At 71.2% G+C, this 21,156-nt stretch carries 20 protein-coding genes; 14 read left to right on the plus strand and 6 right to left on the minus strand.

The genetic code is table 11. From position 1 onward, the window contains the following. Nucleotides 1–161: 161 nt before the first annotated feature. Nucleotides 162–614, minus strand: coding sequence for a MarR family transcriptional regulator (locus AB0I18_RS19610; protein WP_363106777.1), 453 nt, complete (start codon nucleotides 612–614; stop codon nucleotides 162–164). A gap of 179 nt (nucleotides 615–793) precedes the next feature. On the opposite strand from AB0I18_RS19610, the gene AB0I18_RS19615 reads away from it, so the two are divergent. The 5 genes from AB0I18_RS19615 (at nucleotide 794) to AB0I18_RS19635 (ending at nucleotide 5,060) form a co-directional block, all read left to right on the plus strand. After that, entirely contained in the window at nucleotides 794–1,336 is a 543-nt protein-coding gene (locus AB0I18_RS19615; RefSeq protein ID WP_363106778.1) for a MarR family winged helix-turn-helix transcriptional regulator, read from the plus strand. Between the two features lie 51 nt (nucleotides 1,337–1,387). Then, nucleotides 1,388–2,161 (plus strand): response regulator transcription factor, encoded by a 774-nt coding sequence (locus tag AB0I18_RS19620; protein WP_363106779.1) that lies wholly within the window; start codon nucleotides 1,388–1,390, stop codon nucleotides 2,159–2,161. A gap of 219 nt (nucleotides 2,162–2,380) precedes the next feature. After that, the gene (locus AB0I18_RS19625) at nucleotides 2,381–3,625 is read left to right on the plus strand and encodes a cytochrome P450 (RefSeq protein WP_363106780.1); all 1,245 of its coding nucleotides are present in this window, start codon (nucleotides 2,381–2,383) and stop codon (nucleotides 3,623–3,625) included. Nucleotides 3,626–3,672: 47 nt separating this feature from the next. After that, nucleotides 3,673–3,870: a ferredoxin gene (locus AB0I18_RS19630; protein ID WP_363106781.1), complete on the plus strand. Its 198-nt coding sequence runs from the start codon at nucleotides 3,673–3,675 to the stop codon at nucleotides 3,868–3,870. Then, nucleotides 3,867–5,060, plus strand: coding sequence for an FAD-dependent oxidoreductase (locus AB0I18_RS19635; RefSeq protein ID WP_363106782.1), 1,194 nt, complete (start codon nucleotides 3,867–3,869; stop codon nucleotides 5,058–5,060). The genes AB0I18_RS19630 and AB0I18_RS19635 overlap by 4 nt, the downstream gene beginning before the upstream one ends. A gap of 219 nt (nucleotides 5,061–5,279) precedes the next feature. Here AB0I18_RS19635 and AB0I18_RS19640 read toward each other — a convergent pair whose 3' ends face one another. Both AB0I18_RS19640 and AB0I18_RS19645 read right to left on the minus strand, forming a co-directional pair. Further along, on the minus strand, nucleotides 5,280–5,708 hold the full coding sequence (locus AB0I18_RS19640) for a nuclear transport factor 2 family protein (protein ID WP_363106783.1): 429 nt from the start codon (nucleotides 5,706–5,708) through the stop codon (nucleotides 5,280–5,282). A gap of 5 nt (nucleotides 5,709–5,713) precedes the next feature. Further along, nucleotides 5,714–6,520 (minus strand): MBL fold metallo-hydrolase, encoded by an 807-nt coding sequence (locus tag AB0I18_RS19645; RefSeq protein WP_363106784.1) that lies wholly within the window; start codon nucleotides 6,518–6,520, stop codon nucleotides 5,714–5,716. A gap of 292 nt (nucleotides 6,521–6,812) precedes the next feature. Between AB0I18_RS19645 and AB0I18_RS19650 the strand changes: the two genes are divergently transcribed. Together AB0I18_RS19650 and AB0I18_RS19655 are read left to right on the plus strand one after the other, a co-directional pair. Next, a complete protein-coding gene (locus tag AB0I18_RS19650) occupies nucleotides 6,813–7,307 on the plus strand; it encodes a MarR family transcriptional regulator (protein ID WP_363106785.1) in 495 nt (164 codons plus the stop codon). 150 nt (nucleotides 7,308–7,457) lie between these two features. Beyond that, nucleotides 7,458–9,266, plus strand: coding sequence for an ABC transporter ATP-binding protein (locus tag AB0I18_RS19655; RefSeq protein WP_363106786.1), 1,809 nt, complete (start codon nucleotides 7,458–7,460; stop codon nucleotides 9,264–9,266). Nucleotides 9,267–9,330: 64 nt separating this feature from the next. Here the strand turns inward: AB0I18_RS19655 and AB0I18_RS19660 are convergent, their stop codons facing one another. After that, a complete protein-coding gene (locus AB0I18_RS19660) occupies nucleotides 9,331–10,383 on the minus strand; it encodes an ABC transporter substrate-binding protein (protein WP_363106787.1) in 1,053 nt (350 codons plus the stop codon). A 390-nt stretch (nucleotides 10,384–10,773) separates the two neighbouring features. Between AB0I18_RS19660 and AB0I18_RS19665 the strand changes: the two genes are divergently transcribed. Both AB0I18_RS19665 and AB0I18_RS19670 read left to right on the plus strand, forming a co-directional pair. Further along, nucleotides 10,774–12,576: a S8 family serine peptidase gene (locus AB0I18_RS19665; RefSeq protein ID WP_363106788.1), complete on the plus strand. Its 1,803-nt coding sequence runs from the start codon at nucleotides 10,774–10,776 to the stop codon at nucleotides 12,574–12,576. Nucleotides 12,577–12,741: 165 nt separating this feature from the next. Beyond that, nucleotides 12,742–13,419, plus strand: coding sequence for an AIM24 family protein (locus AB0I18_RS19670; protein ID WP_363106789.1), 678 nt, complete (start codon nucleotides 12,742–12,744; stop codon nucleotides 13,417–13,419). Nucleotides 13,420–13,474: 55 nt separating this feature from the next. On the opposite strand, the gene AB0I18_RS19675 is transcribed toward AB0I18_RS19670, so the two are convergent. Then, a complete protein-coding gene (locus AB0I18_RS19675; RefSeq protein ID WP_363106790.1) occupies nucleotides 13,475–15,001 on the minus strand; it encodes a hypothetical protein in 1,527 nt (508 codons plus the stop codon). Continuing rightward, nucleotides 14,998–15,555, minus strand: coding sequence for a hypothetical protein (locus AB0I18_RS19680; RefSeq protein ID WP_363106791.1), 558 nt, complete (start codon nucleotides 15,553–15,555; stop codon nucleotides 14,998–15,000). The genes AB0I18_RS19675 and AB0I18_RS19680 overlap by 4 nt, the downstream gene beginning before the upstream one ends. A 232-nt stretch (nucleotides 15,556–15,787) precedes the next feature. On the opposite strand from AB0I18_RS19680, the gene AB0I18_RS19685 reads away from it, so the two are divergent. The 5 genes from AB0I18_RS19685 to AB0I18_RS19705 all read left to right on the plus strand — a co-directional run bounded on the left by AB0I18_RS19685 (nucleotide 15,788) and on the right by AB0I18_RS19705 (nucleotide 21,060). Continuing rightward, the gene (locus AB0I18_RS19685) at nucleotides 15,788–16,777 is read left to right on the plus strand and encodes an ABC transporter substrate-binding protein (RefSeq protein ID WP_363106792.1); all 990 of its coding nucleotides are present in this window, start codon (nucleotides 15,788–15,790) and stop codon (nucleotides 16,775–16,777) included. Nucleotides 16,778–16,880: 103 nt separating this feature from the next. Further along, nucleotides 16,881–17,813, plus strand: coding sequence for an ABC transporter permease (locus AB0I18_RS19690; protein WP_363106793.1), 933 nt, complete (start codon nucleotides 16,881–16,883; stop codon nucleotides 17,811–17,813). Continuing rightward, nucleotides 17,810–18,616 carry an ABC transporter permease subunit gene (locus AB0I18_RS19695; RefSeq protein WP_363106794.1) on the plus strand — a complete coding sequence of 269 codons (807 nt, stop codon included), beginning with the start codon at nucleotides 17,810–17,812 and terminating at the stop codon, nucleotides 18,614–18,616. The genes AB0I18_RS19690 and AB0I18_RS19695 overlap by 4 nt, the downstream gene beginning before the upstream one ends. Further along, on the plus strand, nucleotides 18,613–20,304 hold the full coding sequence (mdlC, locus tag AB0I18_RS19700) for a benzoylformate decarboxylase (RefSeq protein WP_363106795.1): 1,692 nt from the start codon (nucleotides 18,613–18,615) through the stop codon (nucleotides 20,302–20,304). The genes AB0I18_RS19695 and mdlC overlap by 4 nt, the downstream gene beginning before the upstream one ends. A gap of 9 nt (nucleotides 20,305–20,313) precedes the next feature. Beyond that, entirely contained in the window at nucleotides 20,314–21,060 is a 747-nt protein-coding gene (locus tag AB0I18_RS19705) for an ABC transporter ATP-binding protein (RefSeq protein ID WP_363106796.1), read from the plus strand. Nucleotides 21,061–21,156 lie beyond the last annotated feature (96 nt).

A 21,156-nucleotide genomic window follows, 5' to 3' on the forward strand; every position in this document is an offset into this window, starting at 1 on the left:
GGCACGGGCCGCCGAGTCGTCGTGCACCTGCCGACAATCCGGACTACTGAGAATGCAGTACACCGGAGCCCGGCCCGTCCTCCAGGGGCACGACGAAGGGACGCCACGGTCAGCATCGAGGCGTACGGGAAACCTCCCACTCCTCCGCGTCGCGCCTCGGTTCAGGGGCGGGGCCACGCCCGCTCGTCGAGGCGCTCGATGTCGGTGTTGAAACGCTTGAGGTACTCGGCGAACCTGGCGACGTCCTCGGGGTCCCAGTCCGCCATCACCGTCTCCAGGGCTTGGACGCTCTCCGTGCGATGCGTGTCGAGCCGGCGCTCGCCCTCGGCGGTGATGCGGAACTTACGGGCGATGCCGCCGTCGGGATCCGGAATGCGCTCGACCAGTCCGCCGCGCAGCATGGCGGCGGTCTGCCGGTTGAGGGTGGAGGCGTCCAGGCCGAAGGCATCGCTGAGCTGGCCGATGGACATCGGGCCTTCGATGCGGATGCGGCTGAGCAGGATGTAGGCGCTGCGCTCCAGGCGGCCGCCCGTCCGGGCCCTGGGCGAGTTCAGGTAGAGGTGCCGCCCGAGCAGCATCGCCTCGAACTCGATCAGGTGCGTGGGCTTGTCCATGCCGCCGGTCCTTCCCCAGATCTGACTCCTGCCCTGAGCCCGAGCCGAGGCCGGAGCAGGAGACATGACATCAAATATGTACCACGCACATACTGTGCGCGATGCATGGGGTGTGCACGGCACACAAAATATGACGTGAATTTACTTGACTTAGGCAAGTGGCTGGTAGCGTGATTCGCATGTCGACACCGTCATCCGCGGCCGCCCCCGTCCCCCCTCCTGAAGGTGTGTCCGGTGCCGTCTCGAAGGACGTGGTCGAAATCGAACGGGCCCTCAACCGCATCGTGTACCTGACCGGCCGGGTCCGGCAGCACGAGCGCCTCATGGCCCTGGCCGGCGTGTCACTGGACCGTGCCGCGGTGGCGCTGCTGCGGCAGATCGCCGACTCGGATCCCCTGCGCCCCGGCGAACTGGCGGCCCGCCTCGGCGTGGAGGCCTCGCACGTCACCCGGCAGGTGCAGCAACTGGAGAAGGCCGGTCACGTGACCCGCGTCCCGGACCCGGACGACCGCCGCGCCCAGCGCATCCGGCTCACCGCCACCGGCCAGGACGCCATCGACCGCATCCGCGTGGCGAGTTGCCAGGGCATGGAGGTGGCCCTGGCGGACTGGTCGCCGGGAGAACTGCGTCAACTGGCCACGCTCTTCCACCGCATGGTCGACGACTTCCTCGACAAGGCCGAGGCGGACATCGAGGGCACGGACGCCTCGCACTCTGTCTGACGGCTGACGGCACGCGTACATCGACGGACGCGGGCGCGAAGTGACCTGTTCGTGAACGAGGTGCATGCGATGCACCGGATGGGCGAGGTGAACCGAGTGCATGGACCGGACGGGGCCGATGGACCGTACGGGAGCGGCGGCTGGGAATCGGCGCCCGCCCGTGGGAACGGGCAGCACGTCCTGGTCGTCGTCGAGGACCCCGCGATCGTGGAACTGCTCTCGACCACGCTGGAGTTGGCGGACTACCGGGTGACCGCGACGCGTACCGGCGTCGAGGGAATGACCCGGCTCGCCGAGCGCCGCTTCGACCTGGTCGTCCTCGACAGCGCACTGCCGGACATCGAGGACCTGGGCCAGGGCCGTCGTTTCCGCCCGGCCGACCGCCCCCCGGTGCTCTTCCTGACCGCGTACGAGAAGCTGGGCCGGCTCGTCCCCGAACTGGGCCTGGGGGAGGCGGACTACGTCACCATGCCGTTCCGCATCTCCGAAGTCCTCGCCAGGGCACACGTGTTACTGCGCGGCCGCAGTCCGGTGCGCCAAGGGCCGTGCTACGGCGATCTCGTACTCAACGACGCCACCTGCCAGGCCTGGCGCGGCCGGCGGGCGCTCGACCTCACCCCCGCGGAGTACCGGCTGCTGCGCCATCTGCTGGTCAACGCCGAACGGGTGCTGTCGAAGGAGCAGATCTGCCGGCATGTCTGGGGAGACGCCCGGGCCGGCAACGCGATCGAGAAACTCGTCTCCCGCCTCCGCCACAAGGTGGACCAGGAACATCCCCCGCTGATCCATACCCGCCGGGGCTTCGGCTACCGGCTCGGCCATTGACCCGAACCTCGCGCCCCAAGTCTGTGATCCGCGTCACGTCAGCTTTATGTCAGGTAACTGGCCGGAAGCTGTCAGTCCGCTCCTATTGCATGTCATCACAGAGGTCTCCAACCCTTCTCAGCCCTTCCTCCCTCGTTCCTCCCCCTCGTTCCTCCCCCTCGTTCCTCCCCCTCCTTTCTCCTGCTCCGCTCCGGCGGAGTCCCCCCACCGAGGAGTCACATGACCGAGACACTGGACGACACCGCGTCCGGCGCGGCGCAGGCGATGCCCGAGTTCCCGATGCCGAGGGCGGCGGGCTGCCCGTTCGCCCCGCCGCCGGGTGTGGAGGCGCTGCGTGCGGAGAACCCGCTCCGCAGGGTCCGTATCTGGGACGGCAGTGAGCCCTGGCTCGTCACCGGTCACGCCCTGCAGCGGGCTCTCCTCGCCGATCCCCGCGTCAGCGCCAACGACAAGAACCCTGGCAACTTCCCGTTCGTGACCGAGTACCGGCAGCAGATCGCGGAGTTCACCCCGGAACTCATCGTCAACACGGACGCCCCCGAGCACACCCGGCTGCGCCGGACGGTCAACGGACCGTTCATCATCAAGCGGATCGAGGCCATGCGGGCCCCGATCCAGAAGATCGTCGACGGTCTGATCGACGACATGCTGGCCGGACCCAATCCGGCCGACCTCCTGACGGCGCTGGCGCTGCCCGTGCCCTCGCTGGTGATCAGCGAGCTCCTGGGAGTGCCGTACGACGACCACGAGTTCTTCCAGAAGAACAGCAGCCTCGCGCTCGACCGTGCCGCGCCGCCGGAGGAGTCACGCGCGGCGAGCACCGCGCTGCACGGCTATCTGGACAGGCTGGTCGGTGAGAAGCTCGGCAACCCCGGCGAGGGAGTGCTGTCCGAGTTGGCGGGGCGGGTCGAGTCGGGCGACATGACCCGGAGCGAGGCCGTGCACATGGGCGTCGCGATGCTCATCGCCGGCCACGAGACCACCGCGACGATGATCAGCCTCGGCACCCTCGTCCTGCTGGAGAACCCCGGGCAACTCGCCCTGGTACGCGACTCCGAGGACCCGAAGACCGTCGCGGGTGCGGTGGAGGAACTGCTGCGCTACCTGAGCATCGTCCAGGTCGGCCTACGCCGGGTCGCCACCGAGGACATCGAGATCGGCGGCGAGGTCATCCGCGCCGGAGACGGCCTGGTCATCGACCTGCACGCCGCCAACTGGGACCCGGAGACGTTCCCCGGCGCCGAGCAGGTGGACGTCACCCGGCCCGCGCGCCAGCACAACGCATTCGGCTACGGCCCCCACCAGTGCCTGGGCCAGTCCCTCGCCCGCCTGGAACTCCAGGTCGTCTACGGCACCCTCTACCGGCGCGTCCCCACCCTGCGCCTGGCGACCACGGTCGACCGGCTGGAGTTCGACCACAGCGGCACCACGTACGGCGTCAAGTCCCTGCCCGTCGCTTGGTGACCGGCCTCCCCACAGGCGAACGTACCGAAAGAGCAAGGAAAAAGATCATGCGTGTGGAACTGGACGAACCGAAATGTGTCGCGTCGGGACAGTGCGTCATGGCCTCTCCGGAGGTGTTCGACCAGCGGGACGACGACGGTGTGGCGATCCTGCTGGCCGAGCGGCCCGGCGACGAACTCCTCGACGGGGTGCGCGAGGCCGTGGCGGTCTGCCCGGCGGCGGCGATCCGACTGGTGGACCAGTGAGGCGGATTCTCGTCGTGGGTGCCTCGGCGGCCGGACTCGCGGCCGTCGAGACACTGCGCCGGGAAGGGTACGACGGCACGCTGACCCTGGTGGGTGAGGAGCCGCACGCTCCGTACGACCGCCCGCCGCTGTCCAAGCAGGTCCTGTCCGCGGACTGGGATCCCGACCGGCTGGCCCTGCGCTCGCCGGCCGATCTTGACGTGCTCGACCTGGATCTGCGGCTGGGCTCCGCCGCGACCGGGCTCGATCCCGACGGGCGTGAAGTGCTGCTGGCCGACGGCACACGGGTGGCGTACGACGGTCTGGTCGTGGCGACCGGGGTCCGTCCGCGCCGGCTGCCCGGCGAGGGCGCCGCGCATGTGCTGCGCACCCTGGACGACGCGCTGGCGCTGCGGGACCGGCTGGGGGAGGGGCGGCGGCTGGTCGTGGTCGGGGCCGGGTTCCTCGGGGCGGAGGCCGCCGCGGTGGCCCGGGGCCTCGGCGCCGAGGTCACGCTGCTCGAACCGGCGCCGGTGCCGCTCGCCCACGCGGTCGGCGAGGAGGTCGGGCGGGTGCTGTCGGCGGCCCACCTGGAGAACGGCGTGGACCTGCGCACCGGGGTCGCGGTGGCCGAGGTGACCGGGGCCGGGGTGCGGCTCGCGGACGGTGAACTGGTCGAGGCCGACGAGGTGTTGGTGGCCATCGGTTCCGTGCCGAACACCGAGTGGCTGGCGGGCAGCGGCCTGACGGTGGGCGACGGGCTGGTGTGCGACGAGTACAGCGCCGCCGCGCCGGGTGTGTACGGGGCGGGGGACGTCGCCCGCTGGCACAACCCCTTGTTCGGTACGTCGATGCGGATCGAGCACCGGACGAACGCCGCCGAGCAGGGCATGGCCGTCGCCCGAAACCTGCTCGCCGCCCCGCAGGCCCGCAGGCCGTTCGCGCCGGTGCCGTACTTCTGGTCCGACCAGTACGACATGAAGGTGCAGGCGTTCGGGTATCTGCGCGGGCACGACGAAGTCGCCGTCGTCGAGGGCGAGTTGGCCGCGCGCCGGTTCGTGGTCGCCTACCGCATCGGCGAACGGCTGACCGGAGTGCTCGCCGTCGGTATGCCGCCGAAGGTGATCCGCGGCTGGCGGCAGGCCATCGCGGTCCGCTCGACGTGGCGCGACGCGGTGGAGACCACGACGGCGGTCACCGGAGTGTTGTAGCGGCACGAGCCGCCGGAGCCTGGCGCGCCCCACAGCGGCAGGGCCGCCGCACGACCGTGTCGACGTGGTGGCCGTCGGCGGCGGGCTCGGTCCGCCACGCCGGTTCGCCGGTCTCGCCGTGGGCCCGGACGGCTCGCTCCTCGTCTCGGCGAACGGTGAGGGGAGCGGGCCGCGGCTGTCCCCGCCCTCACCCTCACTGGTTCGCCGACACGACCGCGGTCACATGGCGTCGCGGACCTTGGCGGTGTCCACGAACTGCTCGAAGCGGACGATCAGGCCGCCGCGCACCTTGAAGTGGTGCGCCACGCGGACGTCGATCGGCTTGCCCGTGCCCTTGTTGGTGGCCGTGTAGCGGGCGAGGACGACGACGTTCTCGCCGTCCACGACGTACGTGTCGTCGTGGGCGGCCCAGCCGTCCCAGTCCGCGCCGAGCTTCTCCATCACGCCGGAGGTGACCCCGGTGGGGGTGCGGTAGGTCCCCGCGAGGGGGAAGCCCGCCATCTCGGTCCACTCCACGTCCGGAGCGAGAGTGGCGCGCAGGGCTTCGAGGTCACCGGCGGCCGACGCCAGGTACTGACGGCGTACGACGTCGGCGGGTGCGGTGGAAGTGGCGAAGGTGGTGGCCTGCCCGGTGGTCCGGTCGGTCATCGCGATCAGCCCCAGGTCATTTCGCCCTTGGCGACCTTGGCACCGATCTGGGCGGCGATGAGCATGCCGTTCTCGGGGTAGCGCTTGACCAGCGCCTCGGTCAGCGCGGCGCCGTCGGCGGCCTTGGCGAGCTCCTCCTCGAAGGCGACGAGGTACTCACGGGTGGCGGTGATGGCGCTCGCGTCGGCCGGAGTGCCGGGGAGGCGGTGGCCGGGGACGACCATTCGCGGGTTCAGCGCGGCCATCTCGTCGAGCAGGTCGATCCAGGCGGCGCGCTGCTCGGCCTTGGCGGTGTCGGCGACCCAGACGTGCTCCTTCTGGAAGAGCAGCACGCCACCGAGGAGAGCGTGGGACTCGGCCTGCCACAGGTAGTGGCGGTCGGGCAGCGCGTCGGTCCCGCCCCTGAGCTCGAACTTCTGGCCTTCGAGCGTGATGTCGCCGGTCAGGGGGGTGAGGTCGACCAGCCGGGTGGGCAGGTTCGGGCCGAGGGCCGCCCAGGCCTTGAGCTTGCCCTCGTAGGACTGCTTGATGTGCTCGATGACGATCGGGGTGGCGACGAACACGGCGTCGGGGAAGGCGTCGGCGATGACCTCGGCGCCGAAGTAGAAGTCGGGGTCGGCGTGGCTGACGAAGACGGTGGTCAGTGTCTTCCCGGAGTCCAGCACCTCGGCGGCCAGCCGGTGACCGTCGGCCCGCGTGAACGCGGCGTCGACCAGCAGCGCCTCGCGCTCACCGGTGACCAGGGTCGCGGTCTTGTTCTTGCTGCCTGCGGGGAAGTCCAGGTCGAGGACGGTGAATTCCAGCGCGCTCATGCGGAAAGCTCCTTGCCGTGGAAACGAACGTGGGGTGTGCCGTTCGCCTGCTGAAACAGTAGCTGACGTGTCAGATATTTCGCACCGCGGGTGTGGCGTAGGTCTCAGTGGCAGGATCAGCATCGCCCGGCGGGGGACGGGGCGCAGCCGCAGAGCGGCCGGGTGGGCGGGCCGCGGCCGGGGCGTGGGCGCCGGCTCATCGTCGTGCGCCTTCCGGTCACGGCATGATCTAGGCGAGTGGACACGGGGAGACGACCGAGTGGACCCGGGACGACAGAGGGGCGGCGCAGCCGTGGGTGAGCAGGCGGGGATCGCGACGGCGAAGGAGGCGGCGGACCACGAACTGATCGTGTCGTTCGGGCGGCTGCTGGGGGTGGCCAACCGGCTGGAGTACATCCTCGGGCGGGCGATCGAGGAGGAGTGCGGGATCAGCCACCTGATGTTCGAGGTGCTGCTGATCCTGGGCCGGACGGACGGCGCGGGGCTGTCGATGAGGGCCATCGGGCAGGAACAGGTGCTGACGACGGGCGGCGTGACGCGGCTGGTCGACCGGATGGCGGCGGCCGGTCTTGTCGAGCGGACCGACGATCCCAGCGACCGGCGCGGCCGGCTGGTCCGGCTCACGCCGCTGGGCGAGGAGACGGTGGTCCGTGCGTCCCAGGTGCACCTGGAGAACATCCGGCGCTACTTCCTCGACCCCTTGCCGGCCTCGCACCGGGACCGCTTCACGGACGACCTGCGGGTACTCGGGCATGCGGCCCGGGACGCGCTGCCGCGCCTGCGGTAGCCCCCGGCGAGCCCCTGGTGAGTCCTGGTGGTCGAGGGCCGAAGGGGCCCGTCCCTCGCGCGGCCCTGTGCGGTCCCGCGCGCCGGAATTCGCCGGGCCGTGTCGGTGCTGTGGGTGATACTGCACCAACCGCTATCGAGGGGAAGCGCCATGCCGGATTCCGGGGCGTCCGTCAAGACCGGCTCGCCTGGTACATCCGGCTCGCCCGGCACATCCGGCACGCCACCGTGGCGGCTCCTGCTCGCCTACGTACGCCCGCACCGCTGGGCGCTGTTCGCCGGTGCCGTTCTCTCGCTGGTGACCGGGGCCGCCGGGCTCGCGCTGCCGCTGGTGGCGCGGTCGCTGATCGACGACCTGGGGCACGACCGGTCGATAACCGGTGCGCTGGTGGCCATGTCGGCGCTGGTGGTCGTCAACGCCGGGCTCGGGGCGCTGGGTTCGTATGTGCTGCGGTACACCGCCGAGTCCGTCGTGCTCGGTGCCCGGCGTGCGCTGGCCTCGCATCTGCTGCGGCTGCGGATCACCGCCGTCGACCGGAGCGAGCCCGGCGATCTGATGGCCCGGATCACCTCGGACACCACGCTGTTGCGGGAGGTCACCACCGATTCGCTGGTCGGCCTCGGCACGGGCGGGCTCACGCTGGTGGCGACGCTCGTGATGATGGGCTTCGTCGATCCGGTGCTGCTGGGTGTCACCCTGGCGGTGGTCCTGGTCGCGGGCGCGGTGATCGGCGTGATCGTGCCGCGGATCAACCGGGCCAGCAGGCAGGCGCAGGACGCCGTCGGGGCGATGGGCGCCTCGCTGGAGCGGACCCTCGGGGCGCTGCGGACCATCAAGGCCTCGGGCGCCGAGCACCGCGAGGAGCGGGCGGTGCACGCGGCGGCCGAGGAGTCGTGGCGGCAGAGCGTGCGGGCCGCCAAGTGGTCGGCGCTGGCCGGCAACACGGCCGGTCTTTCGATGCAGGTCGCGTTCATCACCGTGCTCGCCGTGGGCGGGGCGCGGGTCGCGACCGGGGCCGTCGACATCGGCACCCTGGTCGCCTTCCTGCTGTACGTCTTCTACCTGATGGCGCCGATCCAGCAGGTCGTCGGAGCCGTCGCCCAGTACCAGAGCGGGTCGGCCGCCCTGGCCCGCATCGAGGAGGCCCGGCAGCTGCCCGCCGAACCGGCGGCCGAGCCCGCGCCACTGCCCCTGCCCGGCGCCGAACCCGCCGCGATCGCCTTCGAGAACGTCCGGTTCCGGTACGCCGACGACCTGCCGTACATCCACCACGGCGTGACGTTCGCCGTCCCGCCGCGCGGCATGACCGCCTTCGTCGGGCCGTCGGGCGCAGGCAAGACCACCGTGTTCTCGCTCATCGAGCGGTTCTACGACCCCGGCACGGGCACCATCACGCTGGACGGCCGCGACCTCACCGACTGGGACGTGTCCCAGCTCCGGTCCGCCATCGGCTACGTCGAGCAGGACGCGCCAGTCCTCTCCGGCAGCCTCCGCGACAACCTCCTGCTCGGCAATCCCGAGGCCGACGAGGGCGATCTGCTCAACGCGCTGAAGACCACCCGGCTCGACTCGCTCGTCGACCGGCTGCCGAAGGGTCTCGACACGTTGGTCGGACACCGCGGCACCAAGCTCTCCGGCGGTGAGCGGCAGCGCGTCGCCATCGCCCGCGCCCTGCTCCGACGGCCCCGGCTGCTGCTGCTCGACGAGGCCACCAGCCAGCTCGACGCGGTCAACGAGGCCGCGCTGCGCGACACCGTGGCCGATGTCTCCCGTACGACCACGGTCCTGGTCGTCGCCCACCGGCTGTCCACGGTCACCATGGCCGACCGGATCGTCGTGATGGACGCCGGGCGGGTACGCGCGGTGGGCACCCACCGTGAACTCGTGGGCGCCGACCCGCTGTACGCGGAACTCGCCGCCACGCAGTTCCTCGCGGCCACCGACGACGGCGAGGGCTGACGCCCCCCGCGACGACGGCTGACGCCCCGCCGGGAAACCCCGGCCGTCACGCGGTCACGGGCCGTTACGCGGTCACGGTCTTCGACTTCTCGACCGCCGCCGCGAGTTGCTCGATGCGCGGCGCGTACCCGGCATGGCTGAACCGCTCCTCGTTGGCCCACGGGATCGTCTGATCCGCCCGTACGGCGGGCAGGCGGGCCCAGGTCGGCTTGGTCTTCGTCAGCTCGGCGGGCTGGAGGTTGCCCGCCCGGTTGTCGACGAGGATCAGATCGGCCTCGTACATGTCGGCGTTCTCCCAGCTGAGTTCGTGCCAGAAGCCGCCCTCGCCGGTTTTCGTGGGAATGACGAACTCGACGCCGAGCGACTTGTAGTAGCGCAGATCCGTGAAGGCGTCCGGGGCGGCGACGTACAGAATGTCGGCCGCCCCGGAGATCGCCATGACCTTCAGGGCGCCGCGCGACCTGGCGGCCCGGCGCAGGCTCTCCGAGGCCGTCTCAAAACCCTTCTTGGCGGCGGTGACCTTGTCGGCCTTCACATCGGCGCCGAGGGAGGCGGCGAGTTCGGTGAAGCGGGCGATCACCTGTGTGAGCGAGCTCTCCGCGGTGCGGATGCCGACGCTGGGAGCGAGTGACCCGATCTTCTCGGCCGACTCCTCGGGGACGTACCAGAGCGCGGGCGGGACGGTCATCTGGGCGATCAGGAGGTCGGGCCGCAGCGCGGCGTACCGCTCGACGTTGAACTGGGGATAGGTGTTGCCGAGGATGGTCACCTTGTCCACGTCGACACCGCCGGCCCGGGGGTCGGGCTCGCCGTCGGCCAGCTTCGTGGGGCCGAAGACGCCCGTGCACTCGACGCCGAGGTCGTGGAGGGCCGCGGCCGCGCCGATGTAGGCGACCAGCCGCTTCGGGGTGCTGTCCGCCCGGACCGTCGTACCGCGGTCGTCCTTGAAACTCCAGGCCCGGCCGGTCGCCGAGCCCTCGGCGTCCCCGCCGTCGCCCCCGTCACCCTCACCGTCGCCGCACGCCGTGAGCAGTCCGCCGAGGCCGAGGGTGCCGGCCGCGGTGAGGACGCCGCGGCGGGAGAGTGACGAAGCGGCGGCCGGGCGCGGCGAGTTCATGGGCACTTCCTTCGGCGAGGGGCCAATGGCGACTTAGGGTACCCTAACCTCTCGCTCGGGTGTGCCCCTTCCCGGCGAGACGGGATCGAACGTCAAGAAAGGGTGCTTTCCCGCCGACAGGCCAGTCCCCATAGGGGTTCCGGGGCTTGGATCGAGGGTTTTCCCCGTATCCGCGGGATAAAGGCTCCCCCTATTGTTCGAGCCACAGTTGACCCACAGGTAACCCCTGAAAGGTCGCTCGCGCTTGGCCGGCCGCCGCGCCTGCTCGATTGCACCCCCGCCGCTTCGACGACGAAGCGAATCGAACGCGCCCCTCTGACCAAGGGGTGACCGCAGCTGCTCCGCACCGCCCTTCCGCGCTGCCCGGAGCCGGCCACGAAAGGCACACTCTTGCGCACTCAAAGACCTGCGAGACGGAAGCTCATATCCGTCGCCGCGATCTCCGCGACGCTGCTGGCCGGGACCGCCACGTCCCTCGCGCTGGCCGGCCCGGCAACCGCCGTTCCCACCGAGAAGGCCGCGAAGACCGCCGCCGCGGCCGTCGCCGCCCCGGCCGAGCGCCTGATCGTCGGCTACAAGTCGGGCGCCACCGAGGCCAAGTCGAACAAGGCCGCCTCCGCGGACGCCGAGGCCAAGGGCAAGGAAGCGGGCGAGAACCTCGACTTCCAGCGCCGCCTCGGCACCGGTGCCGCGCTCGTCGACCTGGGGGAGAAGCTCAGCAAGGCCGAGGTCGCCGACGTCGTCGCCGAGTACCAGGCCGACCCGCAGGTCGCATACGTCGTGGCGGACCGCCTCAACAAGCCGCAGGCGGACCCGAACGACACCGAGTACAGCAAGCAGTGGGACCTGTTCGAGACCACCGCGGGCATGCGCGTGCCGGGTGCCTGGGACACCGCGACCGGCACCGGCGTGACCGTCGCCGTCATCGACACCGGTTACGTCACGCACTCCGACCTGGCCGCCAACGTCGTGGCCGGCTACGACTTCATCTCCGACACCGCGGTCTCGGTCGACGGCAACGGGCGCGACAGCAACCCGGCCGACCCGGGCGACTGGTCCGCCGCGAACGAGTGCCAGGCCGGCGACCCGGCCAGCACCTCCTCCTGGCACGGCACCCACGTCGCGGGCACCATCGCCGCCGTCACCAACAACAGCAAGGGCGTCGCGGGCATCGCGTACAACGCGAAGATCTCCCCGCTGCGCGTGCTCGGCAAGTGCGGCGGCTACGACTCCGACATCATCGACGCCATCACCTGGGCGTCCGGCGGTACGGTCTCCGGCGTCCCGGCCAACGCCAACGTCGCCAAGGTCATCAACATGAGCCTGGGCGGTGGCGGTGCCTGCACCTCCGCCACCCAGACCGCGATCAACAACGCCGTCAGCCGTGGCACCACGGTCGTCGTCGCGGCGGGCAACAGCAACGCCAACGCGGCCAACTACTCGCCGGCGAGCTGCGGCAACGTCATCTCCGTCGCCGCGCTGAGCCGCACCGGCGCCAAGGCCTCATACTCCAACTTCGGTTCGGTCGTGGACATCGCGGCCCCGGGCGGCCAGACCAGCACCGGCACCGCCAACGGCATCCTGTCCACGCTCAACTCCGGTGCGCAGGGCCCGTCCTCGGAGTCCTACGCGTACTATCAGGGCACCAGCATGGCCGCCCCGCACATCGCGGGCCTCGCCGCGCTCGCCAAGTCGGCGAACTCCTCGCTGACCCCGGCCCAGATCGAGTCGGCGATCAAGACCAACTCCCGTGCCCTGCCCGGCGCCTGCTCGGGCGGCTGTGGTGCCGGTCTCGCCGACGCCACCAAGACGGTGCAGGCCGTGAGCGGCTCCGGCGGCTCCACCGGTACGACGTTCGCCAGCACCACCAAGGTCGCGATCCCCGACGCGGGCTCGGCCGTCGAGTCCTCGATCGCCGTCACCGGCCGTACGGGCAGCGCCCCCTCGGCCCTCCCGGTGGCCGTGGACATCACCCACAGCTACCGCGGCGACCTGGTGATCGACCTCATCGCCCCGGACGGCACGGCGTACCGCCTGAAGGCCTCCAGCACCTCGGACTCGGCCGACAACGTCAGCGCCACCTACACCGTGAACGCCTCCAGCGAGACCGCCAACGGCACGTGGAAGCTGCGCGTCCAGGACGTGGCGTCCTCGGACACCGGCAGCCTCAACGGCTGGAAGCTGACCTTCTGATCATCCGTCAGTGACGGTTGACCGGACGGCCGACCGAAAAGCCACCCCCCACAGGGTGGGCCGCAAGGCCCCACAGGGGCGGTCGACGCGAGCGGGCGTCGGCCGCCCCACCTTTCATTCCGTAGCAGGATGGTGGAAGCGGCGCGTCCGGGACAGGATGCCGGGATGAAGGGTGATCTGTTTTCCAGCGAGTACATGGTGCAGCCGGCCACCGCGGTGGGCATGAGCGTGCACAACGCCAAGTCGGTCAAGTACACGGTCAACGGCGAGATGCTCGCCCGGCAGGGCGCGATGATCGCCTATCGCGGCAACCTGCAGTTCGAGCGCAAGGGCCAGGGAGTCGGCGGCATGCTCAAGCGGGCCGTCACCGGCGAGGGGCTGCCCCTCATGGCGGTGCGCGGGCAGGGGGAGGCCTGGTTCGCGCACGAGGCGCAGAACTGCTTCATCGTCGACATCGACCCCGGCGACGTCTTCACCGTCAACGGCCGGAACGTCCTGTGCTTCGACGCCTCGCTGAAGTACGAGATCAAGACGGTGAAGGGCGCGGGCATCACCGGCGGCGGCCTGTTCAACAGCGTCTTCACCGGGCAGGGCTCGCTCGGCCTCGTCTGCGAGGGCAACCCGCTGGTCATCCCGGTCTCGCCGCAGCAGCCGGTGTACGTCGACACGGACGCGATCGTCGGCTGGACGGCCAACCTCCAGACCTCGCTGCACCGTTCGCAGTCCATCGGCTCGATGATCCGCGGCGGCTCGGGCGAGGCGGTCCAGCTGATGCTCCAGGGTGAGGGCTATGTGGTCGTACGGCCGAGCGAGGTGACACCGCAGAAGGCCCAACAGCACTGATACGAGCCCCTGTCGGGGCCGTCTCGTTGAGCTGCGGGCCTTCGTGCGGGGACGGCTATCCTCCGCTCGTCCGGCGGCGGCGCCACAGAACGGCGGCGGTGCCGGCGGTCAGCAGCGCGGCGGTGCCGGCCGCGGCGGGGAGCAGCACGTCGGTACCGGTCGAGGCGAGTGAACCGTCACCGGTGGTGGTCAGTGAGCCGCCGCCGGTCGTCGACTGCGCGCCGCCGCCGGTGCCGCCCACGCTGCCTCCGCCGGCGCTCGGGCCGTCCACGGGAACGATGGTGCCGGTCCCGGTCGGGTCGGTGCCCGGCCCGGTGTCGCCGGGATCCGGGTCGGGTGTCCCGCCGGAGGGAGTGGGCGAGGCCGACAGCGAGGGCGACGGTGACGCCGAGTCGGACGGTGACGACGACGGTGGCGTGGAAGGCGAGGACGAGGGCGGCACCGGTGCCCGGAACGTGGTGAGCGAGGCGTCGGCCGGGCTCGCGACGAACACCGAATCGCCGCCCGGTGTCACCGCGATGGACGAGCTGCCCAACTGGCCGCTGTAACCCGGCAGTTCGGCGCCCTTGCCGGTGTCCTTCAGCGTCGCCGTGTCGTACACCGAGAGCTGCCCGACCCCGTCGCCCTCCTCCGGCGGATTGCCGAAGTCCTGCCACACCGCGAACGCCTGGCCGGAGCGCGGGTCGACGGCGACATCGCCGATGGAGTCGCCGGGCTTCGCCTCGAACGTCGCGGCGAGCTTGCCGGAGGAGATGTCGTACACCTCCAGCGCGGTACCCCGCCCCGCCCACAGCACCCCGCGCCCGGTGTCCCACTCCAGAAAGGACACCGCGGCCCCCGCGCCGAGCGGGATCTCCTTGCCGTCCAGCGCGAACCCGGCCGAATCGACCCTGCGCAGCAGGCTGTTGGCGTTGTCCGCGACCCAGATCTGCCCGGCGGCCGTGTCGACGGCGAGCGGTCCGCCGGCCGCCGGCAGCGTGAGGGAGCGCTCCACGGTCACCGCCGTCTCGCCGACGGCGACCTCCTCAAGTTTCGTCCCCCGGACGACCACCACCGTGCCGTCCTTCGCACCGGCCTTGGCCTGCGTGATCGACGTGCCGGTGAGCCAGCCCCCGCGGCCCGCCGGGTCACCGTCCTTCGCGGCCGCGATGCCGCGCAGCCCGACGAGATAGCGCACGCCGTCGCCCGGCAGCGGTCCGGCGAACCGCTTGGCCGGGAGCTGCGCGGGCTGCCCCGTGCTGCCGGGGGAGTTCCGCACCCGGTTCAGCACCTGCCCCGACTCCGGGTCGACGACGTAGAGCCCCGCCAGGCTCTCGCCCGTGGTACCGGCGACGGTGTCGGCCCCGACGTACAGCTTGCCCGACTCGGGGTGCAGCAGCAGGTCCATCGGTTTGCCGACGGACGTGCTGCGGGCCGACTGCTCGTATCCGTCGGGCTCGGGCGGGTCCGCGGCACCGGCGGCACCGGCGGAGGCGCTGACGACGACGACCGTCAGGACCACCCCGGTGATCCCGGCGAGAGCGCCCGCCGCCCGGGGGCGGAGCAGAGCGCTCCGCCCCCGGGCCCCGAAGGACGCGGTCACGAGAAGGAGACCGGGAGGTAGACGTCGTACGAGCGGTTGCCGCTCGCCATGTGGTCGGCGCGCGTGATGATGGCGCAGTCCACGTCCGTGCCGCAGACCTGGCCGGCGGCGATGTTCGGGTTGACGTGCACGCTGACGCTGAACGAGCCGCCGGTGCCGTAGCGAGAGCTGTTCGCGACCGTGCCGCCGCCGAGGTTCGACACCCAGTGCGAGGCGCCCGTCGTGCCCGACTGGTCCGCGCCGCCCAGGCAGGGGGTCGGCCGGGTGGTGTACGTCGAGGGGTCGCCGGGGACGACGCCTTCGGGGATCACGCACAGGCTGACGTAGACGCCCTGGGCGGTGTTGTAGCCGCTGCCGGAGACGGTGATGTTCTGTCCGGCGGACGACAGGCCGTCGGGAGCCGTCAGGGACAGGTTGTACGTCGTCCCGCTCACCGTCACCGACCGGGTGGCGGTGGCGGCCGAGGCGGAGGTGGCGAGCCCGACTGTCAGCGCGGCGGCGGTGGCGCCGACGGCTGCGATACGGGTGGCACGGGCGAACAGGGCGGGTCTCATGGGCAGTTGACCTTTCGAAGGCGTTCGCTACTTAGGTAAGGCAAACCTAAGTTGCAGGTCAATGGATCGTCAACCCTTGCCTCGGGAGGTTTCCCGGGACCCAGGGGAGCCGGGAGGTCGGAACGCTCGCGTCACACCCGCACCGCGAATGTGCTTTCGCATTCACCGAAGAGGTGCGGGAACGGCGCATAAGTGTGTGGTGATCACGTCAAGATCCGGGCATCATGCGCGCATGCTGACGCGCCGGGTCTCCACTCGTACGGGAAAGTCGATCGCCGCCGTCATCGCGCTGGCGATGGCCGTGGTGGCCTGCGGTGGTGACTCCGACGACTCCGGCTCCGGCGGCGAGGGAGGCAACGGGCTGGAGAGATCGAGCATCACGGTCGCCGCGCTCCCGCTGGCGGACGACGCGCCGCTCTATCTCGCGCAGAGCCGGGGCCTGTTCGAGAAGGAGGGTCTCGACGTGCGGATCCAGCCCGTCCAGCAGAGCATCCAGGCGCTGCCCGCGCTGGCGAAGGGACAGGTCGACGTCATCGCGAGCGCGAATTACGTCACCTTCCTCCAGGCCCACGAGAAGGGCACCCTCGATGTCCGCGTCCTCGCCGAGGGAGCCAGGGTCGCGCCGCACATGATGGACGTGCTCGTGCCCGAGGACTCGGACATCAGGAGCGTCGCCGACCTCAAGGGCAAGAAGGTCGCCGTCAACATCCTCAACAACATCCAGTCACTCACCCTGAACGCGATCCTCGACGAGCGGGGTGCCGGGCGGCCCGAGTACCGGCAGATCGCCTTCCCGCAGATGGGCCCCGCGCTGGAGAAGGGTCAGGTCGACGCCGTGCACGCGGCCGAGCCCTTCAACAGCGCGATCCAGGGCGAGTTGAACGCTCGCGTGCTCGTGGACGGCGGCTCAGCGCCCGTGGAGTCCATCCCGATCAGCGGGTACGTCACCACCGGCCGGTACGCCGCCGAGAACCCGAAGACCGCGGCCGCCTTCCAGCGGGTCATCGCCGCGGCCGCGAAACTCGCCACGCGTGATCAGCAGGCCGTCCGCGCGGAACTGCCCAAGTACGCGAAGGTCACCGACGATCAGGCCGAGTCGATCCGCCTGCCGGCCTACCCCGCGACGACGGACGTGGACCAACTGAGCCGGCTGACCCGGCTCATGAAGGAACAGGGCTTGTTGAAGAAGGCGATCGACCCGGGGACGCTGCTGGTCGAGTGAGGCGGTTCGTGGGGTTCGCGGGCGGTCGCCCGTGGGCAGCGGCTCGTTCGACGTGACTTGTGTGACGCGATTTGTGCGGCGTGACGTGTGTGAGGTGGCGTGGGTGAGACGGCGGCAGGAGCTGCTGCTGGGCGGGCTCGGCGTGCTGCTCGCCTTCGGGCTGTGCGAGGCGGTCAGCCGGGCCGGACTCGTACGCCGCAGTTACCTCCCGCCCGCCTCCGAAGTCCTGGCCCGCGCGGTCGAGTTGGCGGGCGACTCCGTCTTCCTGGACGGCGTCGGCGCCACGATGCGCGCCTGGGCGCTGGGCCTCGGCCTCGCCTGCGCGATCGCCGTTCCCCTGGGCCTGCTGCTCGGCAGCGTGCCCGTGGTCGACGAGGCGGTCCGCGCCATCGTCGAGTTCCTGCGGCCGCTGCCGTCCGTCGCGCTGATCCCGCTGGTGTCCCTGCTGCTCGGCTCCGGAACGGAGACGAAGGTCGCGCTCATCACGTACGCCTCCGTCTGGCCGATCCTCTTCAACACCGTCTACGGCCTCGGCGAAACCGACCCTCTGGCCAAGGACACCCTGCGCGCCTTCGGCTTCGGCCGCCTCGCCGTCCTCCTCCGCGTCGAACTCCCCGGCACCGCCCCCTTCATCGCCGCCGGCATCCGCGTCTCCGCCGCCATCGCCCTCATCCTCGCCGTCGCCACCGAGATCCTGGCCGGCTTCGGCGAGGGCCTGGGCATCTTCATCGCCCAGTCGGGCCTGGCGACGGACGGCACGCGGGACGTACTGGCGGGGGTGGTGTGGGCCGGTGCGCTGGGGCTGGCGATCAACAGCGCCCTGGTGTGGGGCGAGCGCAGGCTGTTTCCGTGGACACCGGAACACCGGGAGCGGCTCAGCCTTTCAACCCGCCCAGACACCACTCAGCCCGTCCGGCGTTTGAGGACGAGGCCGTCCAGGCCGATAGGGGGGTCTGGGGGCGCAGCCCCCAGGGATGGGACGGGTAGGGGCGGCGGGGGCGAAAACCATACGGCCGACGGCGGAGCCGAACGGTGACCCGGGCCACCGCGGCTCGGGCCACCGCGGCCCGAGGCGCCCTGCTCCGCTGGACCGTACTGGCCGCGGCCGTAGCCGCCTGGCAACTGGCCGCCCACACCCGTGACAGCATCTACTTCCCCCCACCCCACGAAATCGCCCGCCACACCTACGACCTGTGGTTCTCCGGCCCGGTCACCCACGTCTTCCTCACCACCGCGGCCATCGACAACATCCTCCCCAGCCTCGCCCGCATGGCCACCGGCTTCATGATCGCCGCGGCGGCCGGCATCGCCCTGGGTATCGCGCTGGGCCGCTCCCGCCGCGCCTACGCCCTCTGCAACCCGGTCCTGCAGTTCGCCCGAGCCGTCCCGCCGCCGGCCCTGGTCCCGGTCTTCGTCGTGGTCTTCGACTTCGGCACGCCCATGCAACTCGCGTCGATCGTCTTCAGCGCCGTCTGGCCCGTACTGATCAACACCGCGGAAGGCGCCCGGAACACCGACCCCCTACGCCTGGAAGTCGCCGCCGTCCTACGCCTGACCACGGCCGAACGACTGTGGCTCCTGCTCCTGCCCTCCGCCCTGCCCCGCATCTTCGCGGGACTGCGCCTGAGCCTTTCGCTCTCGCTCATCCTCATGGTCTTCTCGGAACTGCTGCCCGGCACGGCCAACGGCATCGGCTTCACACTCACCGACGCCCAGTCGCGCTCCGACCTGCTCACGGTATGGGCCGCACTGGTACTCCTGGGCGCCCTCGGATACGTACTCAACACCGGCCTGCTGGCGGTCGAGAAGCGACTGCTCGGCAGAGGGAGGCCCGCATGACGGAAACAGGATCGGGAACGACAGGTCAGGAGGGGCGGCTTCGTGCGACGCGTGCGACGGGACCGGCCCGGACGACAGGGACGGTCCTGGAAGCCGTCGTCCGGTTCTGCCGCGAGACCGGCATGACGACCGTCTTCGGCAACCCCGGCTCCACGGAGCTACGGATGTTCCGCGACTGGCCCGACGACTTCACGTATGTGTTGGGCCTACAGGAATCCGTCGCCGTCGGTATGGCCGCAGGACACGCGTTGGGCACAGGCCGCGCGGCTCTCGTCAGCCTTCACTCGGCGGGCGGCGTCGGCCACGCACTGGGTGCCGTCTTCAACGCGTACCGCGACCGCGTGCCCCTCGTCGTGATGGCCGGCCAGCAGTCACGCTCCCTGACCCAGCTGAGGCCGTTCCTCGGCGCCGACGATCCGGTCCAGTTCCCGCGCCCGTACGTGAAGTCCAGCCGCCAGCCGGACCGCGCCGCCGATGTGCCCGCCGTACTCGCCGAGGCCCACCGCATCGCCATGTCGCCTCCCCGCGGCCCCGTCTTCGTCTCCGTCCCCGAGGACGACTGGGACCAGCCGGCCGCCCCCGTCGAACCGCGCACGGTGCACAGCGCGTTCACCGCCGACACGAGCGCGCTCTCCGCCCTGGCGGCGCGCCTCGACGCCTGCGAGCGGCCCGCGCTGGTCGTGGGGCCGGGAGTCGACGACGAGTACGCGTCCGCCGAGGTCCGCGCCCTCGCCGAACGCACCCGCGCCGCCGTCTGGATGAGCCCGATGTCCGGGCGCTCCGGCTTCCCCGAGTCGCATCCGCTCTTCCAGGGCTTCCTGCCGCCCGCCGCCGACCGGCTGGTGTCCTGCCTGGAGCCGTACGACGTGGTGGTGGCCCTGGGGGCGCCCCTGTTCACGTACCACTTCCACACGGAGGGCCCGCCGCTGCCCGCCGACACCGAGCTCTTCCATCTGGACTGCGACCCCGGGCAGGCGGCATGGCTGCCGACGGGCACGAGCATCGTCACGACCCTCAAGCCCGCCGTCGGACAACTCGCCGCGCTGGTGGGGGAGTCGGACCGCAAACCGCCCCCGCCGCGACCGACGCCCGTTCCCGGGCGTGCGGTTACGGGTACGGGCCTGATCACGCCGGAGCTGGTTCTCGACCTGGTCCAGGAACGGCTGCCGCGTGAACGCGTCCTGGTGGAGGAGGCGCCCAGCCATCGCGACGCGCTCCACGCGCGCGTGCGGATCGATCAGCCGGGCGGGTTCCTCACCACCGGCAGCGGGGCGCTCGGCTGGGGGCTGCCGCTCGCCGTCGGGCGCGCGCTGGCCGACCGGCGTCGGGTGGTGTGCGTGGTCGGCGACGGCTCGGCGCTCTACTCCGTGCAGGCCCTGTGGACCGCCGCGCGGCACCGGGCGCCCGTCACGTACGTCCTCCTCGACAACGGCGGATACGCCGCCGTACGCGCCCTCGGCCGCCGAATCGACATCGCGCCCGTGCCAGGGACGGACATCGGGGGTATCGACTTCGTCCAGGTCGCTGCGGGCTTCGGCTGCCCCGGGGCGTACGTCGAGCGGCCCGCCGACCTGCCCGTCGCCCTGGACCGGGCCCTGTCCGGCCACGGAGACGACGACGGGCCCTTCCTGCTCCATGTCCGCGTCACCGGCGGTGGCGACGGTGTGCCCGACCCCCGGGACAGGTGAACGACCCGCATGCTCCGTCTCGACGCCCTCGGTCAGTGGTACGGGGATCACCCGGTCCTGCGCGACATCAGCCTCACCGTCCCCGACGGCCAACTCCTGTGCGTCGTCGGGCCGTCCGGGTGCGGCAAGTCGACGTTGTTGCGGACCATCGCCGGGCTGCTGCCCACGCGGGACGGGGCCGTCACCATCGACGGGGAGCCTGTCACGGGGGTGCCCGACCGTCTCGCCGTCGTCTTCCAGGACTACGGGCGCTCCCTGTTTCCCTGGCTGTCCGTCCGGGAGAACGTCGCGCTGCCCCTGCGGAGGCGGGGCATGGGGCGGGCCGAGCGGCGGGACGAGGCCGAGCGGATGCTGGAACGGGTCGGTCTTGGCGGCGCCGGGCGCCGGCATCCCTGGCAGCTCTCCGGCGGTATGCAGCAACGGGTCGCCATCGCCCGTGCGTTGGTCTGCCGCCCCTCGCTGCTGCTGATGGACGAACCCTTCGGTTCCCTGGACGCGCAGACCCGGGAGGACCTTGAGGATCTGCTGCTCGGGGTGCACCGGGCGGAGGGGACGACGATCGTGTTCGTCACCCACGACATCGACGAAAGCGTGTACGTGGGGGACCGGGTGGTCGTCCTCTCGGCCGGTCCCGGTTCGAGGGTCGTACTCGACCTGCCGGTCGCGCTGCCGGAAAAGCGGGACCAGATCGGAACGCGGGGACTGCCGGAGTTCGTGGCGCTGCGGGCGGAGGTGGGACGGGCGGTACGGGGTTGAGTCTTTCGCCCCCGCCGCCCCTACCCATACCCGTCCCCTGGGGGCTGCGCCCCCAGACCCCCGCAATCGGCCTGAACGGCCTCGTCCTCAAACGCC

It is taken from the genome of Streptomyces sp. NPDC050704 (assembly GCF_040654355.1).
In the GTDB taxonomy this organism is placed as follows: domain Bacteria; phylum Actinomycetota; class Actinomycetes; order Streptomycetales; family Streptomycetaceae; genus Streptomyces.